Origin of the sequence: Polaribacter sp. R2A056_3_33, from assembly GCF_019278485.1 — a bacterium.
In the GTDB taxonomy this organism is placed as follows: Bacteria; Bacteroidota; Bacteroidia; order Flavobacteriales; family Flavobacteriaceae; genus Polaribacter.
Genome location: NZ_CP058984.1, coordinates 2,982,763 through 3,001,084 on the forward strand (window position 1 = coordinate 2,982,763; position 18,322 = coordinate 3,001,084).

The 18,322-nt window shown below is 29.9% G+C and carries 18 protein-coding genes; 3 read left to right on the forward strand and 15 right to left on the reverse strand.

All coding sequences use genetic code 11. The features are described 5' to 3' along the window. Positions 1–33: 33 nt before the first annotated feature. From H0I29_RS12460 to H0I29_RS12475, 4 genes are all read right to left on the reverse strand, one after another. Positions 34–963, reverse strand: coding sequence for a CPBP family glutamic-type intramembrane protease (locus tag H0I29_RS12460; RefSeq protein WP_218752602.1), 930 nt, complete (start codon positions 961–963; stop codon positions 34–36). Between the two features lie 59 nt (positions 964–1,022). Next, positions 1,023–1,610, reverse strand: a complete 588-nt coding sequence (locus tag H0I29_RS12465) for a hypothetical protein (protein ID WP_218752604.1) — start codon at positions 1,608–1,610, stop codon at positions 1,023–1,025. A 10-nt stretch (positions 1,611–1,620) separates the two neighbouring features. Continuing rightward, on the reverse strand, positions 1,621–2,370 hold the full coding sequence (locus tag H0I29_RS12470; RefSeq protein ID WP_218733000.1) for a prolipoprotein diacylglyceryl transferase: 750 nt from the start codon (positions 2,368–2,370) through the stop codon (positions 1,621–1,623). Between the two features lie 249 nt (positions 2,371–2,619). Continuing rightward, positions 2,620–6,051, reverse strand: coding sequence for a T9SS type A sorting domain-containing protein (locus H0I29_RS12475; RefSeq protein WP_218752606.1), 3,432 nt, complete (start codon positions 6,049–6,051; stop codon positions 2,620–2,622). Between the two features lie 194 nt (positions 6,052–6,245). Between H0I29_RS12475 and ung the strand changes: the two genes are divergently transcribed. Then, a complete protein-coding gene (gene ung, locus H0I29_RS12480; RefSeq protein ID WP_218752608.1) occupies positions 6,246–6,908 on the forward strand; it encodes a uracil-DNA glycosylase in 663 nt (220 codons plus the stop codon). Here ung and H0I29_RS12485 read toward each other — a convergent pair. From H0I29_RS12485 to H0I29_RS12535, 11 genes are all read right to left on the reverse strand, one after another. Further along, positions 6,892–7,905, reverse strand: a complete 1,014-nt coding sequence (locus H0I29_RS12485; protein ID WP_218752610.1) for a glycosyltransferase family protein — start codon at positions 7,903–7,905, stop codon at positions 6,892–6,894. The genes ung and H0I29_RS12485 overlap by 17 nt on opposite strands. Before the next feature lie 6 nt (positions 7,906–7,911). Next, positions 7,912–8,790, reverse strand: a complete 879-nt coding sequence (locus H0I29_RS12490; RefSeq protein WP_218752611.1) for a UDP-2,3-diacylglucosamine diphosphatase — start codon at positions 8,788–8,790, stop codon at positions 7,912–7,914. Positions 8,791–9,073: 283 nt separating this feature from the next. Continuing rightward, entirely contained in the window at positions 9,074–9,214 is a 141-nt protein-coding gene (locus tag H0I29_RS12495) for a hypothetical protein (protein ID WP_218733005.1), read from the reverse strand. Between the two features lie 18 nt (positions 9,215–9,232). Next, positions 9,233–10,093, reverse strand: coding sequence for a substrate-binding domain-containing protein (locus H0I29_RS12500; protein ID WP_218733006.1), 861 nt, complete (start codon positions 10,091–10,093; stop codon positions 9,233–9,235). Continuing rightward, positions 10,094–10,963 (reverse strand): nucleoside phosphorylase, encoded by an 870-nt coding sequence (locus H0I29_RS12505; protein ID WP_218752612.1) that lies wholly within the window; start codon positions 10,961–10,963, stop codon positions 10,094–10,096. Beyond that, on the reverse strand, positions 10,964–11,908 hold the full coding sequence (locus tag H0I29_RS12510; protein WP_218752613.1) for a DUF1835 domain-containing protein: 945 nt from the start codon (positions 11,906–11,908) through the stop codon (positions 10,964–10,966). It abuts the gene before it with no gap. Between the two features lie 50 nt (positions 11,909–11,958). Beyond that, the gene (locus tag H0I29_RS12515) at positions 11,959–12,282 is read right to left on the reverse strand and encodes a translation initiation factor (RefSeq protein ID WP_165730137.1); all 324 of its coding nucleotides are present in this window, start codon (positions 12,280–12,282) and stop codon (positions 11,959–11,961) included. 77 nt (positions 12,283–12,359) lie between these two features. Continuing rightward, positions 12,360–13,307: an isopenicillin N synthase family oxygenase gene (locus tag H0I29_RS12520; protein ID WP_218752614.1), complete on the reverse strand. Its 948-nt coding sequence runs from the start codon at positions 13,305–13,307 to the stop codon at positions 12,360–12,362. Between the two features lie 61 nt (positions 13,308–13,368). After that, the gene (locus tag H0I29_RS12525; RefSeq protein WP_218733010.1) at positions 13,369–14,076 is read right to left on the reverse strand and encodes a DUF6048 family protein; all 708 of its coding nucleotides are present in this window, start codon (positions 14,074–14,076) and stop codon (positions 13,369–13,371) included. After that, positions 14,057–14,530 (reverse strand): DUF6452 family protein, encoded by a 474-nt coding sequence (locus H0I29_RS12530; RefSeq protein WP_254712623.1) that lies wholly within the window; start codon positions 14,528–14,530, stop codon positions 14,057–14,059. The genes H0I29_RS12525 and H0I29_RS12530 overlap by 20 nt, the downstream gene beginning before the upstream one ends. Continuing rightward, a complete protein-coding gene (locus H0I29_RS12535) occupies positions 14,520–14,810 on the reverse strand; it encodes a 4a-hydroxytetrahydrobiopterin dehydratase (RefSeq protein ID WP_218752615.1) in 291 nt (96 codons plus the stop codon). The genes H0I29_RS12530 and H0I29_RS12535 overlap by 11 nt, the downstream gene beginning before the upstream one ends. A gap of 427 nt (positions 14,811–15,237) precedes the next feature. Here H0I29_RS12535 and H0I29_RS12540 point away from each other — a divergent pair, with 427 nt between their 5' ends. Beyond that, positions 15,238–17,820 carry a sulfatase-like hydrolase/transferase gene (locus tag H0I29_RS12540; protein ID WP_218752616.1) on the forward strand — a complete coding sequence of 861 codons (2,583 nt, stop codon included), beginning with the start codon at positions 15,238–15,240 and terminating at the stop codon, positions 17,818–17,820. Beyond that, a complete protein-coding gene (locus H0I29_RS12545) occupies positions 17,817–18,278 on the forward strand; it encodes a DUF6702 family protein (protein WP_218752617.1) in 462 nt (153 codons plus the stop codon). Before H0I29_RS12540 ends, H0I29_RS12545 begins: the two co-directional genes overlap by 4 nt. The last annotated feature ends 44 nt before the right edge of the window (positions 18,279–18,322 follow it).

An 18,322-nucleotide genomic window follows, 5' to 3' on the forward strand; every position in this document is an offset into this window, starting at 1 on the left:
TATGTTCTATAAAGAATATTCTTTTTAATATATTTAAAAAAAACGATCAATGTTTTGAAGTATAGCCATTGCATCCATTAGAAGTGCGACACCTATATGAATTACGATTCCGCCTATTATAGATTTGCTATACATAGAAATTACGCCTAATACATAACCACCAAAAGCAGAACCTATAATTTCTCCGGTAGGTTTGCCTATATGAAAAAAAACATACAAGGCTACCATTGGTAGAATTGCTTTAGATCCTAAGTTTTTTACCATTCCTAATATTAAAAAACCTCTAAAAAACCATTCAATAGAAATAAAATCTAATAAATATATTGGCTCGTATATTACTAAAGCAAACCATTTATTTATAAAAGTTCCTGTATTTCCAATTGAAGGATATTGCCTTAAAAAACTTGGTTGATAAGATGCAAAAACAATAAAAGGAAAAGCAATTAATAGTAACAATAAATATGGTTTCCATTTCACTTTTTTAAATGAAAAACCATAAAAATTTTCATTGTGTTTTTCAATCAATTTATAGAAAACAATAATTCCGATTGAAAACATTATAAAGCGAATAGTTCTAGCAATTACCTTTGTATAAAAACCTACTTTTTTAGGCGCTATATTTTCTTGAATCCAACTGTAATGATCTAAAAATCCAAACCGAATACTAACCAATAGAATTGCAAATAAACTTGTAATCCAAAAGGATGATTTTTTAAGAAAACCAAAATCGGTCTTTGTGGTTGCAATTATTGCAATTGTTGAATAGTATGCAAAACCAAAAAATAAAAAGTAATACCCATATATATAAGTTGAATCATGATGCTGTCTAAAAAATAATGTAGGAATATTTGTGGTATGATTTAGGTAAATTATAATTCCTAAAAATAAGAAAAATAGTAAATAGGTAGTAATTTTATAATCTTCAGAAAAATGTTTTTTTAGGTAAGTTAGTATTATTGCCATTTATAATAGTACTAATAAACGAGTGTTAGAATTAACCCCCGTTTATTTAATTAAAAAAATTAGTCCGTAGTAAAGGTGAAATAAATTTTAGGTATACCATTATTAGCAACAGGACCACCTCCATTACTTCCAGTATCTACAAAATTAGAGCTCACAAAAGTAAAGTTGCTACTAGTAAAAGGAAATGTAACAGCTGCAGTATGACCATTAGAAGTATTTAAACCATCGCCACCAGTTCTTTTAATTGTATAATTTACACCTGGTACAATTTCATAAGGAGTTGTAAGAGAAATATATTCTATACTCGAATTAGAAAAGGTACTACTAATGGTTGGTCCACCTACAATTTCTATTTCATAACTCACAGCACTATTATCTACAGCGTATGGTGTAGTTTGTGCAAAACTTTGATAACCTATAGCACAAATACTACCTGGCTCACTAGTTGTAAATACATATTCATGTACCTGTAAATCCATAGATTTATTACTTAAATCAGATAATGCAGTTTCTATTGTAGTGTCGGCATTATCACAAATATCACCTGAAGGTGTTGGTGAAAGTCCATCACCACAACCAGCACCAATGATAAGTACAGCAGTAATTAATAATACAAAAGGTAATGTGTTTTTTAATAATTTTTTCATGATTTTAGTTTTAAAGTGTTATTGTTTTTGATTTTAATTTGAGATATAAATAAGTTGTTATACTTATAAAAATAAATGCAATAAATTGAGAATGTGAAAGGTAATCTTGTATAATAAAACCTCTTGAATCTCCTCTAAAAAGCTCTAACAGACTTCTTGCAATTCCATATAATATGATGTATGAAAGAAATACTTGTCCATCAAATTTCTTGTTTTTTCTGATAATAAAAAGCAAGCTCATAATTATTAGAATAGAAAATACTTCGTATAATTGAGTAGGATGGACGGTTACCGAATTTGTACTTGGAAAACTAATTCCGAGAATAGAATTTGTTGGTTTTCCATAACAACAACCTGCAAAAAAGCAACCCATTCTACCAATTGCATGTACAATGGTTGTGGTAATAGCTAGAATATCCATTAAAGGTAAAATGGTTATTTCATGTTTTTTTAAATACCAAAAAGTAAATAATATTATGCAAATAAAAGAACCATAAAAAACAAATCCACCAGAAAAAATACTGAATATATTTTTTGGGTTTTGTATGTAATAAATAGGTCTTTCAAAGAATAAAAATAATTTTCCACCAACATAACCAGCAATAAAAATTAAATAAAAAAAGATGTTTGGTAAAACGAGATTTAGTCTTTTTTTAGTTTGCCATTTTGTATATAAAATGGCTAATAGTGTACCAAAAACAATACAAATTGCATACGTATAAATAGTAATGTTTTGATATTCTAATAGCTTTGGATACATTTTTACAGTTTTTTAATCTAGTATTTCTACCAATTACTTTAGTTAATAATTCGACTACATGACCAGAGATGCATCAAAGTATTTATTTTTAAGTCTTTTATAAGGTGTTATTTGTATAAATGATGAGCTCATTTAAGATAAGTTGGTTTTCATTAAAGGAAAGAAAAACTCCATATGATTTTTTAAAGAATATGGAGTTTTAATATTGAAAATCTAATTTCTCTTTTTCAAGGATGTTTTAGAGAGTGATTAATTTACAATCACTTTTTTAGTAGATGATTTTTCTTTGCTTATCAGTTTAAAGAAGTAAATCCCTTTTGATAAATTTAAATTAGAAATTATATTCTTACCGATGTTTACGTCTCTTTTTTTAATTTCTTTTCCAGTAATCGAGTAAATGAATAATTCAGACTTCTCTAAAGTGATAATATTCATTTTTCCGTTAGTTGGGTTTGGATATAAAGAAAACTCAAGAGTATTATATACATCAGTACTTAATGCAGTACATTCAGCCTGATTATTCACAAAGTTTGATGTTGTATCAATATTTGTCCAATTGTCTGCACTCCAAGTAGCATTATCAACCTCTATACAAGTTAAACTGGGATTGTTAATTGCATTAAAGAGTGTAAAAAGAGCGTTATTTCCGTTTTTTACATTTAAAGAAGTTAGCGCATTAGACTGTATATCTAAAGAGGTTAATAAAGTATGTGCACTTACATCTAAATTTGTAAGGTTATTATAGCTAACATTTAAAGTAGTTAAGGCTGTAAAATCGTTTATACCCGTTAAGTCTGAAATATTTTTACTGGAAATATCTAAATTAGATATAATATTTATATTGTCTGTAAACACTTTGCTATCTGGAGTTCCTTTATCTAAACCAGCATTTATTAATGCCATTTCAAAATTGTTATCAGGAATCGTAGTTTCTAGAGAAACTGTAGTATTGTATGTATTTGTTATTACAGGCGCATTATAATCGAAATAAATATTTGCAGTGGTATTAAAAGTATCACCAATAACTGCAGTGCTTTTTGGTTTTATTTTATAAAATAACCAACCATGACTAGCAGGTTCATTACTGGTACTATCTGCCAATTGTATGTTTTCAAAAATAAATTCTACTTTATTTGAGTTGGTAATTGCAGTTCTGTAAGAATGACTAGCTGCAATTGGTTGAAAAGTAGCCATGTCTAAACCTGCATCAATAATGTCTTTTACTACAATATTTATTGCAGATGCGGTACCTGTATTTTGAAAACGAACTCTATACGTTAAATCATCTGGTACTTGTGAGGTACTAATTTTATCACCTTCAAAACAAACCACATCATTGGGGTCGTAAGCATTTACAATAATATCAGAAAAAATATGAGTGTTATCTGTTGGTGTTGCATCACCTGTTAAAGGTGTAATAGAGGTGGTGTAGGTAATTGTATCTCCTCCATTTACCGGGTTTATAGGGTCTGTAGGTGTATTTATTGTAAAGTAGACGTCAATATAACTTTCTTGAAAAGGTAGAAGGTTTGTATAATTCCAAGTTAAAGAATTACTTGTTTGAGTGTCTGGAGTGGTACTCGCATTATTAAATGTTTCTTGATTTTCATTAAAATTTAAAGTAACCGCTCCGGACGGAATAATTGTAGAACCATTATTTCTGTAGAACACTCTTAATTGCGTATCAAAACCTGGTCTAGATTCCGATGTTGTAAAAGAATATATTTCTACGTCGTCTATTTGAGTATTTGCTGTAATACAAAAATCGATAGTTTCTGTGTTTCCAGAACCCGTAAAATTGGTGGTTTGTGTAGTTGGAGTTGCTGTAAAATATGAAGGGAAGTTTGGTATTAATTCAGTTGTTACAGAAGTGTCATTAATATAAATTGTGTAGGTGCCATCTACAGCACTAAAAGCAGCCGCACTAACATTGGTACTTGTACTGTTAATTCTAGTATTTACAGATTTTGTATCTGCAGCATCACAACCATCATTATTAAAATCAAAAGATACTGTACCAGTTATTGTATTAGAATTTACAGGCACAAAAGAACAATATTCTGTAAAGTTGGTTTGCGAATCTATGTTTGCATAGATTCCTGCAGCAACGGTAGCATCATCAACACAAATAGAAAATAAATTTGGATTGTTATTTGCCACTAAATTATTACTAGAAATGCTAGATGTATTTCCATTTTTAAGATTTAAACTGCTTAAATTAGGATTAGAGTTACAGTGTAAAGCATTTAAATTTGTAAAACTTGATAAATCTAAATCTGTTAAAAGGTTACCTGTACAATATAGATTATTTAATGTTGTACTTGTTGTAGTATCTAAACTTGTTATTTGATTTCCATTACAACCAAGGGTAGATAAAGAAGTGTTAGATAATGTATTTATGGTTGTTAAGTTATTGTTACTACAAGAAAGGTTAGACAAGCTTGTATTTAAGCTTACGTCTAAAGAATTTATAGCGTTATCACTACAAATTATAGTAATTAACCCTGTGTTTAAACTTGTGTCTAACGTTGTTAATTGGTTATTGCTACATATTAATGTTACTAAAGTAGCTGTAGAAGGTAAGGTTAAACTTGTTAATAAATTATTGGCAGCGTTTATAGAGGTTAGTCCAGTTGATACGGAGGTATCTAAAGTTGCTAATTGATTAATGCTGCAGTTTAAAGTTTTTAAAGATGATGATACTGGTAAAGTTAAACTTGTTAATGCGTTGTTAGAGGTGTTTAAAGTAACTAAGCCTGTAGCCATGGATGTATCTAAAGTTGTTAAGTTATTTTGATTACATGACAGTTTTGTTAAAGTAGTACTAGCAGGTACTGATAAATTAGTTAAAGAATTAGAATATACAGAGATTTCTATTAAACCTGTGGAAATAGAAGCATTTAAACTGGTAATACTATTACTCCAAGAATGTAAATGAGTTAATGTATTAGAAGAAGGTAGTGTTAAACTAGTTAAGTTATTGTTATAACTTTTTAAGGTGATTAGGGAGGTGTTGTTTGTAGCATCTAAACTTGTAATCTGATTTTGAAAACATTCTAGGTTCGTTAAGGCTAAAGAGGATGAGGTGTTTAATGATGTAAGTTGATTATATTCACATTTTAAACTTTCTAATAGAGGTGTATTTGTTATGCTTAAATTTGTTAATACATTATTATTTGTGATTACAGATGTTAATGCCGTTTGATTAGAAAGGTCTAAGGTAGATAAGTTATTATAAGAAGTATTTAATGTTGTTAATGTTCCTGTATTCGGAAGTATAAGTGTTGAAATACCTATGGACATTCCACTAAAATCATTATAATTAATATTTGAAGCACAATCCAAATATGTTAGATGAGATAATGCAGATAGGTCTAAACTAGTTAAATCATTATTACTACATGTTAAAGAGGTTAAATTAACAAAAGCTTCTATTCCTGTAAAATCTGAAAGACCGCCTTCTAAAAACCCCATAATTTCAAAACCTTGATAGCCAGAAATAATTAATTCCGTAACAGCAGCGGCTTCGGATACCTGTATTTCATTATCATTATTAGTATCTATACTTGGTGAGTAGTTTAGAAGAGCTTGTTTAAATTCAGTATCTGGGATATTTACAATCTGGCTAAAAATTGTACTAGAAATAAACAAAAAAGTAAGAGAAAGTAGTTTTAGTTTCATAAAGTTGATTTTTTTTAAGTTAAGACTTGTTTTTAGCGGAGTAAAAGAGGTAAAACATTGTTTTTTAATAGTTAAAAGACGTATAAAGCTAAGCGTTTTTGAGTTGTTTCTGATAGTGCATTAGAGTAAATAAGGGGTTGGTTAAAGGAAGCGTCTATTTAGTTTATTCTAATAAAAGAAGTATTTTTGTTGTTATGAATACAATACTTACCAAAAGTTGGCAACCTCTTTTAGAATCAGAATTTCATAAACCTTACTTTAAAGAATTAACAAATTTTGTAACATTAGAATATGAAAATCACCAATGTTTTCCGAAGCAAGAAGATATTTTTGCTGCGTTTAACTTTTGTTCTTTAGATGATTTAAAAGTAGTTATTATTGGGCAAGATCCTTATCATGATGAAGGACAGGCAAACGGATTGTGTTTTTCTGTAAAAGACGGAATGAAACAACCACCTTCATTAAAAAATATTTTTAAAGAAATTGCAACAGATTTAGACCAAGAAATTCCACAAAGTGGGAATCTAGAAAAATGGGCAAAACAAGGTGTTTTATTATTAAATGCGACTTTAACGGTAAGAGCACATGAGGCCGGAAGTCATCAGAAAAAAGGATGGGAAGACTTTACAGATGCTGTTATTAAAAGCATTTCTGAAGAAAAAGAAAACGTTGTTTTTTTACTTTGGGGTAAATTTGCAGAGAGTAAAATAAAATTAATAAATTTAGAAAAACATACTATTTTTACCGCTCCACATCCGTCTCCTTTAGGCGCTTGGAGAGGTTGGTTTGGTTGCAAACATTTCTCTAAAACTAATGCCATTTTAAAGAACTTAGATAAACCTACGATAGAATGGTAGGGAAAGCAGTTTGGTTTTCATAAGGTAATAAAATAGCATCTAAAATGTCTTCTGTTGTGTCTGGGTAATCTACTGGGATAAAAACATCACTCTGAATCCATTTGGCTATTTTAAGAACTTGTTTTTTATTTAATTTTTTTAATACAGAAACCCCCATTTTTTTTAGTGCTAAAGCATTACATTGTTGTTCATATTGATTTTTCATAGGAATTACCATTAACTTTTTCTTTAAAAATAAAGCTTCAGAAGGTGTCTCAAAACCTGCCCCACAAAGAACTCCTGCAGAAGAAGCCATACTTTTTATAAAATCGAATTCGTTAATTGGGTAAATGGTAATGTTTTTTTTAAAGATTAAACGTTTATTTTCCTTAGAAAAAATATGCCATTTTATAATAGGTATTTTAGATAAGACCTCTACAATTTTAGCCACATTATAAGATGGTAAATAAACTGTTATATGCCCTTTGTTGCTTATTTTTTTAGCTCGAATACTTTTTCTTATAATCGGTGTAAAAATAGCAGAACTATAAGGTTTAAAATGAAAACCAAACCGAAGACTTGCAGGTGCGTAGTGTTTTAAAATTAGTTTTTCTATTTTGTGTTTTCCATATTTTGGAGAAGCAATATCTAAAACTGCGTTTTGGTGACTTAAAGATACAATGTTTATATTATTTATCTTTGCGGCCCAAGCAGAAACAGGCTCAAAATCGTTAACTATTAAGTTGTACTTTTTTATGGGAAAGTTTTTAATTTCATTATAAAAACGAGTTAATTTCATTTTTTTGTAGCTTTCCCAAAAGTCAATACCTCCTTTTTTCCCGAAAGTGAAATTTAAGCCATGGAGTTTGTATTTTATGTCGAAACCCATATCTAAATTACTCTCATTTCCACTAATTAAAATATCTAAATCTCCTTTTTCTTGAAGAATTGGTATAATTTCTTTAGCTCTAGTGATATGGCCGTTTCCTGTACCCTGAATGGCATATAATATTTTCATGATTAATTATTTTAAGGGTTTTTGAATATCAAATTCTTTCAGTAACTCTTCAAAAAGAAAATTGTTCTTTTCTTCTTTATTTGCATTCTTTAGCTCATTTTTACTAAGTTTCTTGTCGGTGTTTTGAGCTATTTCATCATTTGCGTATTCATATAAACTCCATTTGCGATTTTTGTATTCTAAAGCCGTTAAATTTTCAATCCAATCTCCAGAGTTTAGATAGGTTGTTTTTCCTTTTTGGTTTTCAATTTCTCTAATTTCTGGTTGATGAATATGTCCGCATATTACATAGTTATACTCATTTTCAATGGCAATGTCTGAAGCTGTTTTTTCAAAATTGTCAATAAACTTAACGGCACTTTTTACACTGTTTTTTATCTTTTTAGAAAGTGATAACTTTCCGTAACCAAAGAGTTTACTAATCCAATTTATAAAGGTGTTTATTAGAATTAAAAAATCGTAGCCTTTTCCGCCTAATTTTGCTAACCACTTAGAATGTTTCATGGTGATATCAAAAACATCTCCATGAAAAATCCATGCTTTTTTATCATCAATGTTTAAAACGAGTTTGTTTAAAATTTTAAAGTTTCCTAATTGAAAACCTTTAAATTTTCGAAGCATTTCATCATGGTTTCCGGTAATGTAATAAATGGTTGTTCCTTTAGAAAGGAGAGAAGTAATGTGTTTAATTACATTCATATGAGACTTTGGGAAATAACGTTTGTTAAATTGCCATATGTCTATAATGTCACCATTAAGAATAAGAACTTTTGGCTGAATTGTTTTTAAGTAATTTAATAATTCTTTTGCTCTACAACCATAAGTACCTAAATGTACATCTGAAATTACAACATAATCTAACTTTCGTTTTTTTTGTTTTTTCATTTTGTTTCATAAAAAGAAAAAGAATTGTTTCTTGTGTAAACAAGTTTATGAAGAAAATGATTTTCTAAATATATGTAAACAATTATCTTATTTCTAAGTTCTTTCAAACATAAAAAGAGAATGTGTTGTAAACGTAAAATAAAAATGAAAAAAAGGTAAGATAAACTTTATGAAAAAGTTTACGAATAGTTAGCTAACTATTAAGAGGCGTAGCGGTTTAGAGTAAAAAAAATCCGCAGTAAACGCGGATTCATTGAATTTGAAATTAAGAAACAATTAGATTTTAAGTTAAATCTACTTGCTTTAAGGTTGTTTGAATAGTTGTGGTGTTATCTGCTAAACCGCAAGATTTTGAGGTACTTCTACAAGAAGAAAAACAAAGGATTCCTAAAATACAAACTGCAATAAATATTACTTTTTTCATAGATAATGGTTTTTCGTGCTAAATGTACATATTTTTTATGAAATTGCTCGAATTTTTCTTCTCTTCAATAACGTTAAACTGTACCATTTTATTTTGTATGCGTGTAATTTTATTTTTAGAAATAGGTTTTCCGTCATTCCATTCAGTAATTTTTAACCATTGCTGGATGTCTTCTAATTGCTGCTCGTACCTAGCTGCCAGAATTTTATCAATAGCATCAATTTTTTTAAAGTCTTTTGTTTTGCCATTAATAATGTCTAAAACTTTTTTAACTTCTTCAAAATTATTTTCTAAAACTTCATCTCTAACTGCAATTACAAAACATGGCCAAGGAGTGGGGCAGTCGTCAATTAACCTAAAAGTACCATTGTCTACTAAGGGTTTTGTGGTAAAATGTTCCCACATAAAATAGTCTGCTTCTCCGTTGGTTAAAGCATCAATTCCACCTTGTAAATTACCAATTACTTTAAATTTTAAATTTGCAATATCCCAACCTTGGTTGTATGCGTTTACGATAGCCATTAAATGAGAACCAGAACCAAATCTACTAATGGCAATGGTTGCATGCTCTAAGTCTTCAATATTTTTAAAAGATGATTTTGCGCCTACATGAATTCCCCAAATTAATGGAGATTTTACAAATGTCTGTACAATCTTAGAAGGGTTTCCGTCTGCAATATCTTTAATAATTCCTTCGGTTAAAACAATAGCAATATCTACATCACCAGCACGTAAAGCTTTACACATGGCGCCTGTTCCGCCAGGGAAATCTTGCCAACGTAGATTGATGTTGTGTTTTTTGTATTCTTTGTTTTTTAAAGTTAAATACCAAGGATAATTAAAATGTTCTGGAACTCCGCCAATTGTAAGGTTTGTCATCTACTTAACTAATTTTTCAAGTGTATATTCTATTAAATCGGCAACTACTTTTCCTGGGTTTTCACTAAAAGATCCATTGGCTCTATTAGCTATAATTGCATTAATAGAACAAGCTTTGTGACCTAAAAGTTTAGATAAACCATAAATAGCTGAGGTTTCCATTTCTAAATTGGTAATTCTATGTTGGTTAAAACTAAAACTATCAATTTTATGGTTTAGTTCATTGTCTTGTATCGCTAAACGTAAAATTCTACCCTGAGGCCCGTAAAAACCTCCAGCAGTAGCTGTAATACCTTGATGCGTTTTATCAGATTTTAATCTGTCTTCTAATTCTTTACTATTTTCAATAACAATAGGATATGACTTTTTAGCACTCCAATTGGTATGCTTTACAAAAGCATCTTCAATTTCTGGATTAGAAATAGCATCAATTTGATAGGAGTGAAGCAACCCATTTAAATCTAACCCGTGAGAACCAATTACAAAAGAATCAACCGGAATATCATCCTGTAAAGAACCTGAAGTTCCTATTCTTACAATATTTAAAGATGTTAAATTCTCTTTAGGTTTTCTTGTTTTAAGATCGATATTTACAAGTGCATCCAATTCATTTAAAACAATATCTATATTATCTGGACCGATTCCGGTAGAGATAACTGAAAATTGTTTGTTCTTGTAAGTACCAGTAGTTGTTTTAAATTCGCGTTTTTGAGTAGTAAACTCGATAGAATCAAAATGTTTTGAGATTTTATCGACTCTATCTTGATCGCCAACAAAAATTATATTTGTGGCAATATGTTCTGGTCTTAAATTTAGATGATAAATACTTCCATCCGGATTTAAGATAAGTTCAGATTGTTTTATAGACATTTAAGATGTAATTTGTAATAGTTTTTCTGATTGATGATTGTAAAGAAAACTATATTTTTTTGCTCCACCAAGATACGAATTTTCATTGCGAAGTTCGCCATAAAAATTTAGCTGGTTTTCTAATACTTTTTTTCCTTTTCTAGATAATTTTACCGGATCGAAAGAGGTAAATAATTTTTGAAGTTGTTCTATATGATGTTCGTACTGTAAATCTCCCAAACCATAAACAGTTTGTGTTTTTAGTAATTGCTGTACTAATTGATTTTTAGAAGAAAATTGTTGTGTGTTTGCAGTTTCTAAAATAGTATTTTCAACTTTATTTAATCCATTTTTAATGGAAGGAAATCTTTGTAAGTGTGCTTCTAAAGCTTCTACTAGATAAGTAAAAGGAGACATAGGATTGAATTTGTAGACCGTTTCTAATCTAAGCGGACTGTCTGAGCAGTATAGTTGCCAAATATAGTCTGCGTACTCAATATCATCTTGAGATAAATCTATTCTGTTTTTATAATGTTGCTGAATTTGATTTTCAGTAAGATCAGACAAACTCTTTAGTTTCTTATTTCCTTTTATTTTACCATTAGTTACTAAAGAAATATGATAGCCACTTCTATAGGTTTTTAACCAACTAATAACGGCAATCATATTAATTTGACAGAACAAGTCGTGATCAAACCATAAGACTATTTCTTTAGATTCCTTCTTACTACAAAGGGTTCTATATTCTTTTAAAGTAAAGTCTATAAATTTCCTTTTGCTAATATTGTAGGAAGTTTTTAAAAAGTCGAACCTGTTTTTCCAAAAAGTTTCACTGCCAACATCTACAGTAGTTTTTCCTTCACATAACATTTCTCTCCAAGTAATAAAACTTCCAGAGAAATGAAGTTTTTTTAGATAGTTTGTAGTACTATCTCCATTTGTAATATGTAGTATAGACGAGTTCATAATTTATTAATAACGTTTACAGGAATTATTTATTGTAAGAGTACTAAATTTTATCCACCAACTCGCTTCACTTTAAAGCCTTTATCTTTTAGCATGGTCATTATTTGATCTCTAAAGTCACCTTGAATAATAATTTTATCATCTTTAAAACTACCGCCAACAGATAGTTTGGTTTTAATCTCTTTTGCAAGTTTTTTAAAGTCTGATGTTGCACCTGTATAGCCTTCTAAAATAGTAATTGGCTTTCCTTTACGTTTTTCGTATTTGCAAATAATCGGATCGTCTTGTAACCAAATATCCGATTTTTCTTTTACAGGTTCTACAGTTTCCTTATGCTCTGGAAATAAATTTTTTAATTGATCTTTGAAATCCATGTTTTCTCAGTCTTCAGTCTTTAGTTCTCAGTCTTCAGTTAACTTGTTACTGCCAACTGAAGACTGAAAACTGCAAATTATTTCTTTAATCCTAATTCTCTTAATCTTTCGTCTAAAAATTCACCCGCAGTGATATCTTCAAATTGTTTAGGGTTGTTTTCATCGATACAGTTTTCTAAAACATCTAATTTCATATCAGAAACAGGATGCATAAAAAATGGAATTGAATAGCGTGATGTTCCCCACATTTCTTTTGGTGGATTTACAACTCTGTGAATGGTCGATTTTAGTTTGTTATTACTATGACGAGATAACATGTCTCCAACATTAATCATTAATTCGTCTGGTTCGGCCATCGCATCAATCCAATCTCCTTTATGGTTTTGCACTTGTAATCCTTTACCTTGTGCCCCCATTAATAAGGTAATTAAATTAATATCTCCGTGGGCTGCAGCTCTTTCTGCTCCTTTAGGTTCTGTTTGTATTGGTGGGTAATGGATTGGGCGTAGAATACTGTTTCCGTCTTTAATATAATTGTCAAAATACGTTTCTTCTAAACCTAAATGCAAGGCTAAAGAACGTAAAACATATTTAGCTGTTTTTTCTAACATTTGATACGTTTCTTTACCAACTGCGTTAAAGTTAGCCAATTCGTTTACAGTTACATTATCTGGATATTCTTTAGCGTATTTAGAAGCTGCGTCTACATACTGACCAAAATGCCAAAATTCTTTTAAATCTCCTTCTTTTTTTCCTTTCGCAGATTCTTTTCCAAAAGAAACATAACCACGTTGTCCTCCAATACCTGGAATTTCATATTTTTCTTTGGTTTCTATAGGTAAATCAAAAAAGTTTTTAATTTCTGTATATAAGCTTTCTACTAATTTGTCATCTAAAAAATGACCTTTTAAAGCTACAAAACCTATGTTTTCGTAAGCATGACCAATTTCATCAATAAATTGTTGTTTTTTGTTTTTATCCGAAGATAAAAAGTCTGCTAAATTTACACTAGGAATTTTATTCATGATGTTTTGTTTAAAAAATAAGGATGATAAAGTTACTAAAAAATACTAAGTTGTAATAAAATTACTTTTTCTTAAAAGGAATTAAGTACGTAAGTGTGTAGTTAAAACCGAAACCTGTACCACTATCAAAGACTCTATTAAAGCCGGGTGCGTAAAGAGTTTCAAAATTATCTGGTTCTTTTACACTCAGAGCAATCTTGTAAGAACCGCTAAAAGAAACAAAGAAGTTTTTAAAGGTTTCTACTTTTAAACCTATTATAAACTCTGTCCAATGTACATTTAAATCTGTAGCCGATACAGATGAGGTTATTTCGTCTGCAGGGAAATATACTGAATTAACGTTGGGTGTGTAAGTGTTTAAAGTTTGATCGAAAATACTAAAACCATAACGAGCTCCTATAAAGATTTCATTGTTCATGTCTAACCAATTTTGGTAGACATTATAGTTAACACCAAGTCTTATATAACTTCCTTTTACGGTAGAGTTTGTGTAGTCTTCAGTAGTTGTTTCTTCTTCAAAACCAACTTCTGCAGCAAGGTATAAGTTTTTTTTAATTCTATAATCTCCTACAATTTCTAATCCAGAATAAGAACTATTAAATTGTGCCAAAATGGGTTTGCTAATGTCCACACCAACTCTTAATCCATATTTAGATTTATAGACAATAGAATCTTTTTCAGCATTTATAAGTGTGTCCTTTTTCTGTTCTTGAGATTGCCCATTAACAAAAACAAAAAGGAAACAGATGCTAATGAAATATTTGTACATGTGCTGTGTTTTGATTGTCTAGTGTTGTTAATGTTGATGGTGTAAATTCTTTTATCCAAGTATTATCAGAAAAAAAAGTAACATCATTAAAAGTAATTTTATATCCACAAGAACGAGATACATATTCTTCTTTTGGAGTATAAGTTATGGTAAAAGTATCTACATCTGTTCCGTTAGAAAGTTTATAAACTGTTTCTGTTGTTAAACTATTTAAAGGAATATAAATAGAGTCTAAACTAGTACCATTAAAATCTGCGATGGTATCTTTCCCTTCTGCCCAAACATATAAAGTACTCACATCTTTTGTAGACTCCTTATTCGTGTCATCATAAAAACGCAATACCAAATTAGGAGTAACAGGGTTTTGTAGACAGAAATCATCTTTAGTACAAGAGGTGTTTATAAGCAAACCAATTACTAAAATAACTGTTATTTTATAGATACTATTCTTCAACTTCTACAATTTTATTGATGGCTTTAGCCAATTTAAAGTCTAGTTTTGTAACACCATCTACATCATGTGTGGTCAACTTAATATCTAAAGTATTATAGATGTTTGTCCATTCTGGATGATGGTTTAAAGCTTCACACTCAAATGCAATTCTATTCATTGCAGACATACAATCTTTAAAGTTATCGAACTCAAAATCTGTATGCAAAGCATCGTCATAATAATCCCAATCTTGTAATTTTTCTAATTTTCTATTGATTTCGAAATCTGTTAGTTTTTTCATAGTGAAAAAGGATTTATGTTAATAAAAAGGTTCATTATAATTTCGTTTTGTACATAAAAAATGAATTTTAAAACGAAAGATAATTATTTGTGATTTTATAAGATGCTAAAATAGTTTGATTTTCATAAATAAGCTTTAATTCTTTAGAAATTATGAACGGATTTAACATTTTTGTAGTAAAACTAGAGGTAATTGTGATAGTCAAGTTTTTTCTTTTGTCCCTTTTCTCTTGTAAGAACTTTGGATTCTTTTTTTTATTTAGAGATTGATGTTTTTAAAAACGTTACATTATTATCAAACTCTAAAAAAAAGATCAATTAAACCATTTTCAAAATAATTGGTCTAAAATTTAGAAATGTGATTTTATAAGTTTTAATTACTATTTCTAATCAACTACAACTTTCTAATCAACTACAACAATTAATATATGAGAATATTAAAAACCATTCTATTAGTGTTTTTTTTCAAAACAACAATTTATAGTCAACAACAATCACCAAACATATTATTAATAATTGCAGATGATTTAGGAATAGATGCTGTTTCTGGATTTGGAGTTAGTGAAGACTTACCTGTTACACCAACTTTAGACTCATTTAGAAAAAAAGGCGTGTCTTTTACCAATGTTTGGGCAGCACCACAATGTTCGCCAACTCGTGCCGCAATTATGAGTGGGAAATTCGGAATTAAAACAGGAGTGATGAGCCCCCCTTTAATTTTAGATGCCAGCCATACTTCTTTATTTACCAAAATAAAAGAACAAAGTAGTACAGATTATAGTATGGGGCTTATTGGTAAATGGCATATTGGTGGAAATAGTAGTGCTAATTACAGTCATCCAGAAGATTCTGGAGTACCTTTTTATGAAGGCGTATTTACGAGTCAGGTTGATGATTATTATAATTGGACAAAATTAAATTCAGACGGACAAGAAGAGCAAGTAAACGAATATATTACGACGCATTTAACCAATAGTGCAATATCCTGGATAGACAATCAAACGAAACCATGGTTTTTATGGTTAGCGCATATTGCTCCACATATTCCTTTTCAAACACCACCAGAAGGTACGTATACAACTTCGCCTACAGATGATAGAACTACCTATTTAGCAATGGTTGAGTCTTTGGATTATGAAATTGATAGACTTCTTAAAAGTATGGATGAAGAGACGTTAGAAAATACAGTTATTATTTTTATTGGAGATAATGGTACTCCAGGGAAGGCAAATAATTATTTTCCCAATGGACATGTAAAGTCTTCTTTATATGAAGGCGGAATTCGAGTACCTATGATTATTACAGGGAAGTCTGTAGAAAGAGTAAATGAAGTAGAAGCAAGCCTTGTGCAAACAACCGATTTACATGCTACAATTTTAGAGTTAGCTGGTCTGCAATTAAACGGAGGAACTGAGAATAGTTTAAGTTTAAAACCTGCATTGATATTTGAAAACCAAATAGGAAGACAGATAAATTATACGGATTATGAAAGTAATGGTACAGAATCTTGGGCTACTAGAAATGCTACTTATAAGTTAATTGAAGATGAAAATGGAGGGGAGGAGTTTTATAATATTGTTGATGATTTTAAAGAAGAAACTAATTTAATAGGAAGCTTAACAACTGAGCAAGAAACAATAAAAACAATGTTGCAACAAGAAGCTCAAATAATAAGAACTGATTGGTCTTGTAGTGATGGAATTAAAAATGGAGCAGAAACTACTTTAGACGACTGTAATGATACTTGTGGTGTTACAGATGTGTTGAGTTATGACTATATTGCTTGTACTGATATACCCACAAGCCCTAGTATTTATTACGAATATGTAGAAGGAGACCAAAGAGTTGTGTATTCTAACAATTATCCAAATCATAATTTTTCCTATGTTTCACCTAGAACTCCAGAACCTTATTATAGAGTGTATAATTTTGATTTAGCACCAAAGTTATCTGGAGAAACAACTAGTATCTCTAGAACAAACGGAAGACCTGTTAATTATTTTGGAATCAGTTTAAATGGAGTTTATATGATGCCAGCTCCTGCAACACCATTTATTTTTGAAAACACAAATACTGGACAATATAATTGGGATTGGGTATTTGAACCTACAACCAATATTGGGGATGGAAGAGATTTTGTTGCTTTAGATTGTGCTTCTGCTCATGTAAACCCGAATTCAGGTTATCATTATCATGGAAATATGTTTGGCTATGTAGAGGTACTAAAACCAGGTATTTCTTCAACAAATACAATTCCAACAGAACTTTTACAAGTAGGTTGGGCTTCAGATGGTTTCCCTATTTTATATCGATTTGGCCCTGATAAGGATGGAAATGTCAAAGAAATGCTTCCTAGTTTTCAATTAAAAAGTGGTCTAAGACCTGGAGATGGAATTAGTGCTCCTTGTGGGCCTTATTCAGGAAAATACACTAATGATTTTGGGTATATAGCAGGTAAAGGAGATTTAGATGAATGTAACGGAATTGAAGCTTCGGTTACGTTAACGACCGCTCAAGGTGAAGAAACTTTTGAATATTATTATGTAGTAACTCAAGATTTTCCGCAGATATCAAGATGTATGAAAGGAAATTTTAATGATAGTTTTATTAGCAGTGCAGGTGCTTTAAATGATGTTGATGCAGATTCAGATGGCTTTGTGAGTGCTTATGATTGTGATGACACCAATGCGAATATCAACCCTTTTGCAATAGATGATCCAGCAACGAGTGTAGATGAAAGTTGTGGGTCTACTTTAAGCATTGATAAACCTGAGTTAGATGAATTAGGTTTCTACGTAAATTCAAATCCTAATAATGGCAGTTTTTCTGTAATATCCACCCATGTAGAAAAATACAGGGCAGAATTGTTTTCTTTGAAAGGGCAGTTAATTAGTCAAAATTCAGGTATTGGTGTCATAGAATTTAAGAATATTATAAGTGCAGGCGTCTATCTTTTAAGGATTACAATAGATGGACAATTAGTAGGGACTTCTAAAATAATTGTAAAATGAGAATTTTAATTATTACATTTTTATCTTTTTTAAACTTTGGCAATACCAATGATTTTCATGAGGCTGTTTCAGCCACTTTTAATGTTGTTGAAAGAGGACATGTTTTAATGCTTGAAATTGATTTTGATACCTTCAACTTTTTAAAGTTGGATGCTTCAAAAAGTATTAAAGTAACTAAAGATGATTTTAGTGCATACTTGAATAAAACATCGAGTTGGAAATTTGATGGAGAAAAAATAACACCTCAAGTTTTAACTATAAAATCGGAAAATCATCATACAAAAGTGATTTGTTTTTTAGCAAAGTCTAGAAAAAACATAAAAAAAGTTGAAATTAAAAATGAGTTTTTATTAAATGTTGAAACGCATTCTAATATCGTTGAGTTAGATATAAACGAAACTTTTAAAGATTTTAGGATGTATAAGGATAGAAAAGAAATTGTGGTGAATTATAATTAGAATTATCTTCAAGTTGATGTAGACTAAAAAATCTCAGGTTAATT

Coding starts and splice junctions, on each gene's coding strand:
- H0I29_RS12460 (WP_218752602.1), bottom strand. CDS start 963: ATGGCAATAATACTAACTTACCTAAAAAAACATTTTTCTGAAGATTAT.
- H0I29_RS12465 (WP_218752604.1), bottom strand. CDS start 1,610: ATGAAAAAATTATTAAAAAACACATTACCTTTTGTATTATTAATTACT.
- H0I29_RS12470 (WP_218733000.1), bottom strand. CDS start 2,370: ATGTATCCAAAGCTATTAGAATATCAAAACATTACTATTTATACGTAT.
- H0I29_RS12475 (WP_218752606.1), bottom strand. CDS start 6,051: ATGAAACTAAAACTACTTTCTCTTACTTTTTTGTTTATTTCTAGTACA.
- ung (WP_218752608.1), top strand. CDS start 6,246: ATGAATACAATACTTACCAAAAGTTGGCAACCTCTTTTAGAATCAGAA.
- H0I29_RS12485 (WP_218752610.1), bottom strand. CDS start 7,905: ATGAAAATATTATATGCCATTCAGGGTACAGGAAACGGCCATATCACT.
- H0I29_RS12490 (WP_218752611.1), bottom strand. CDS start 8,790: ATGAAAAAACAAAAAAAACGAAAGTTAGATTATGTTGTAATTTCAGAT.
- H0I29_RS12495 (WP_218733005.1), bottom strand. CDS start 9,214: ATGAAAAAAGTAATATTTATTGCAGTTTGTATTTTAGGAATCCTTTGT.
- H0I29_RS12500 (WP_218733006.1), bottom strand. CDS start 10,093: ATGACAAACCTTACAATTGGCGGAGTTCCAGAACATTTTAATTATCCT.
- H0I29_RS12505 (WP_218752612.1), bottom strand. CDS start 10,963: ATGTCTATAAAACAATCTGAACTTATCTTAAATCCGGATGGAAGTATT.
- H0I29_RS12510 (WP_218752613.1), bottom strand. CDS start 11,908: ATGAACTCGTCTATACTACATATTACAAATGGAGATAGTACTACAAAC.
- H0I29_RS12515 (WP_165730137.1), bottom strand. CDS start 12,282: ATGGATTTCAAAGATCAATTAAAAAATTTATTTCCAGAGCATAAGGAA.
- H0I29_RS12520 (WP_218752614.1), bottom strand. CDS start 13,307: ATGAATAAAATTCCTAGTGTAAATTTAGCAGACTTTTTATCTTCGGAT.
- H0I29_RS12525 (WP_218733010.1), bottom strand. CDS start 14,076: ATGTACAAATATTTCATTAGCATCTGTTTCCTTTTTGTTTTTGTTAAT.
- H0I29_RS12535 (WP_218752615.1), bottom strand. CDS start 14,810: ATGAAAAAACTAACAGATTTCGAAATCAATAGAAAATTAGAAAAATTA.
- H0I29_RS12540 (WP_218752616.1), top strand. CDS start 15,238: ATGAGAATATTAAAAACCATTCTATTAGTGTTTTTTTTCAAAACAACA.
- H0I29_RS12545 (WP_218752617.1), top strand. CDS start 17,817: ATGAGAATTTTAATTATTACATTTTTATCTTTTTTAAACTTTGGCAAT.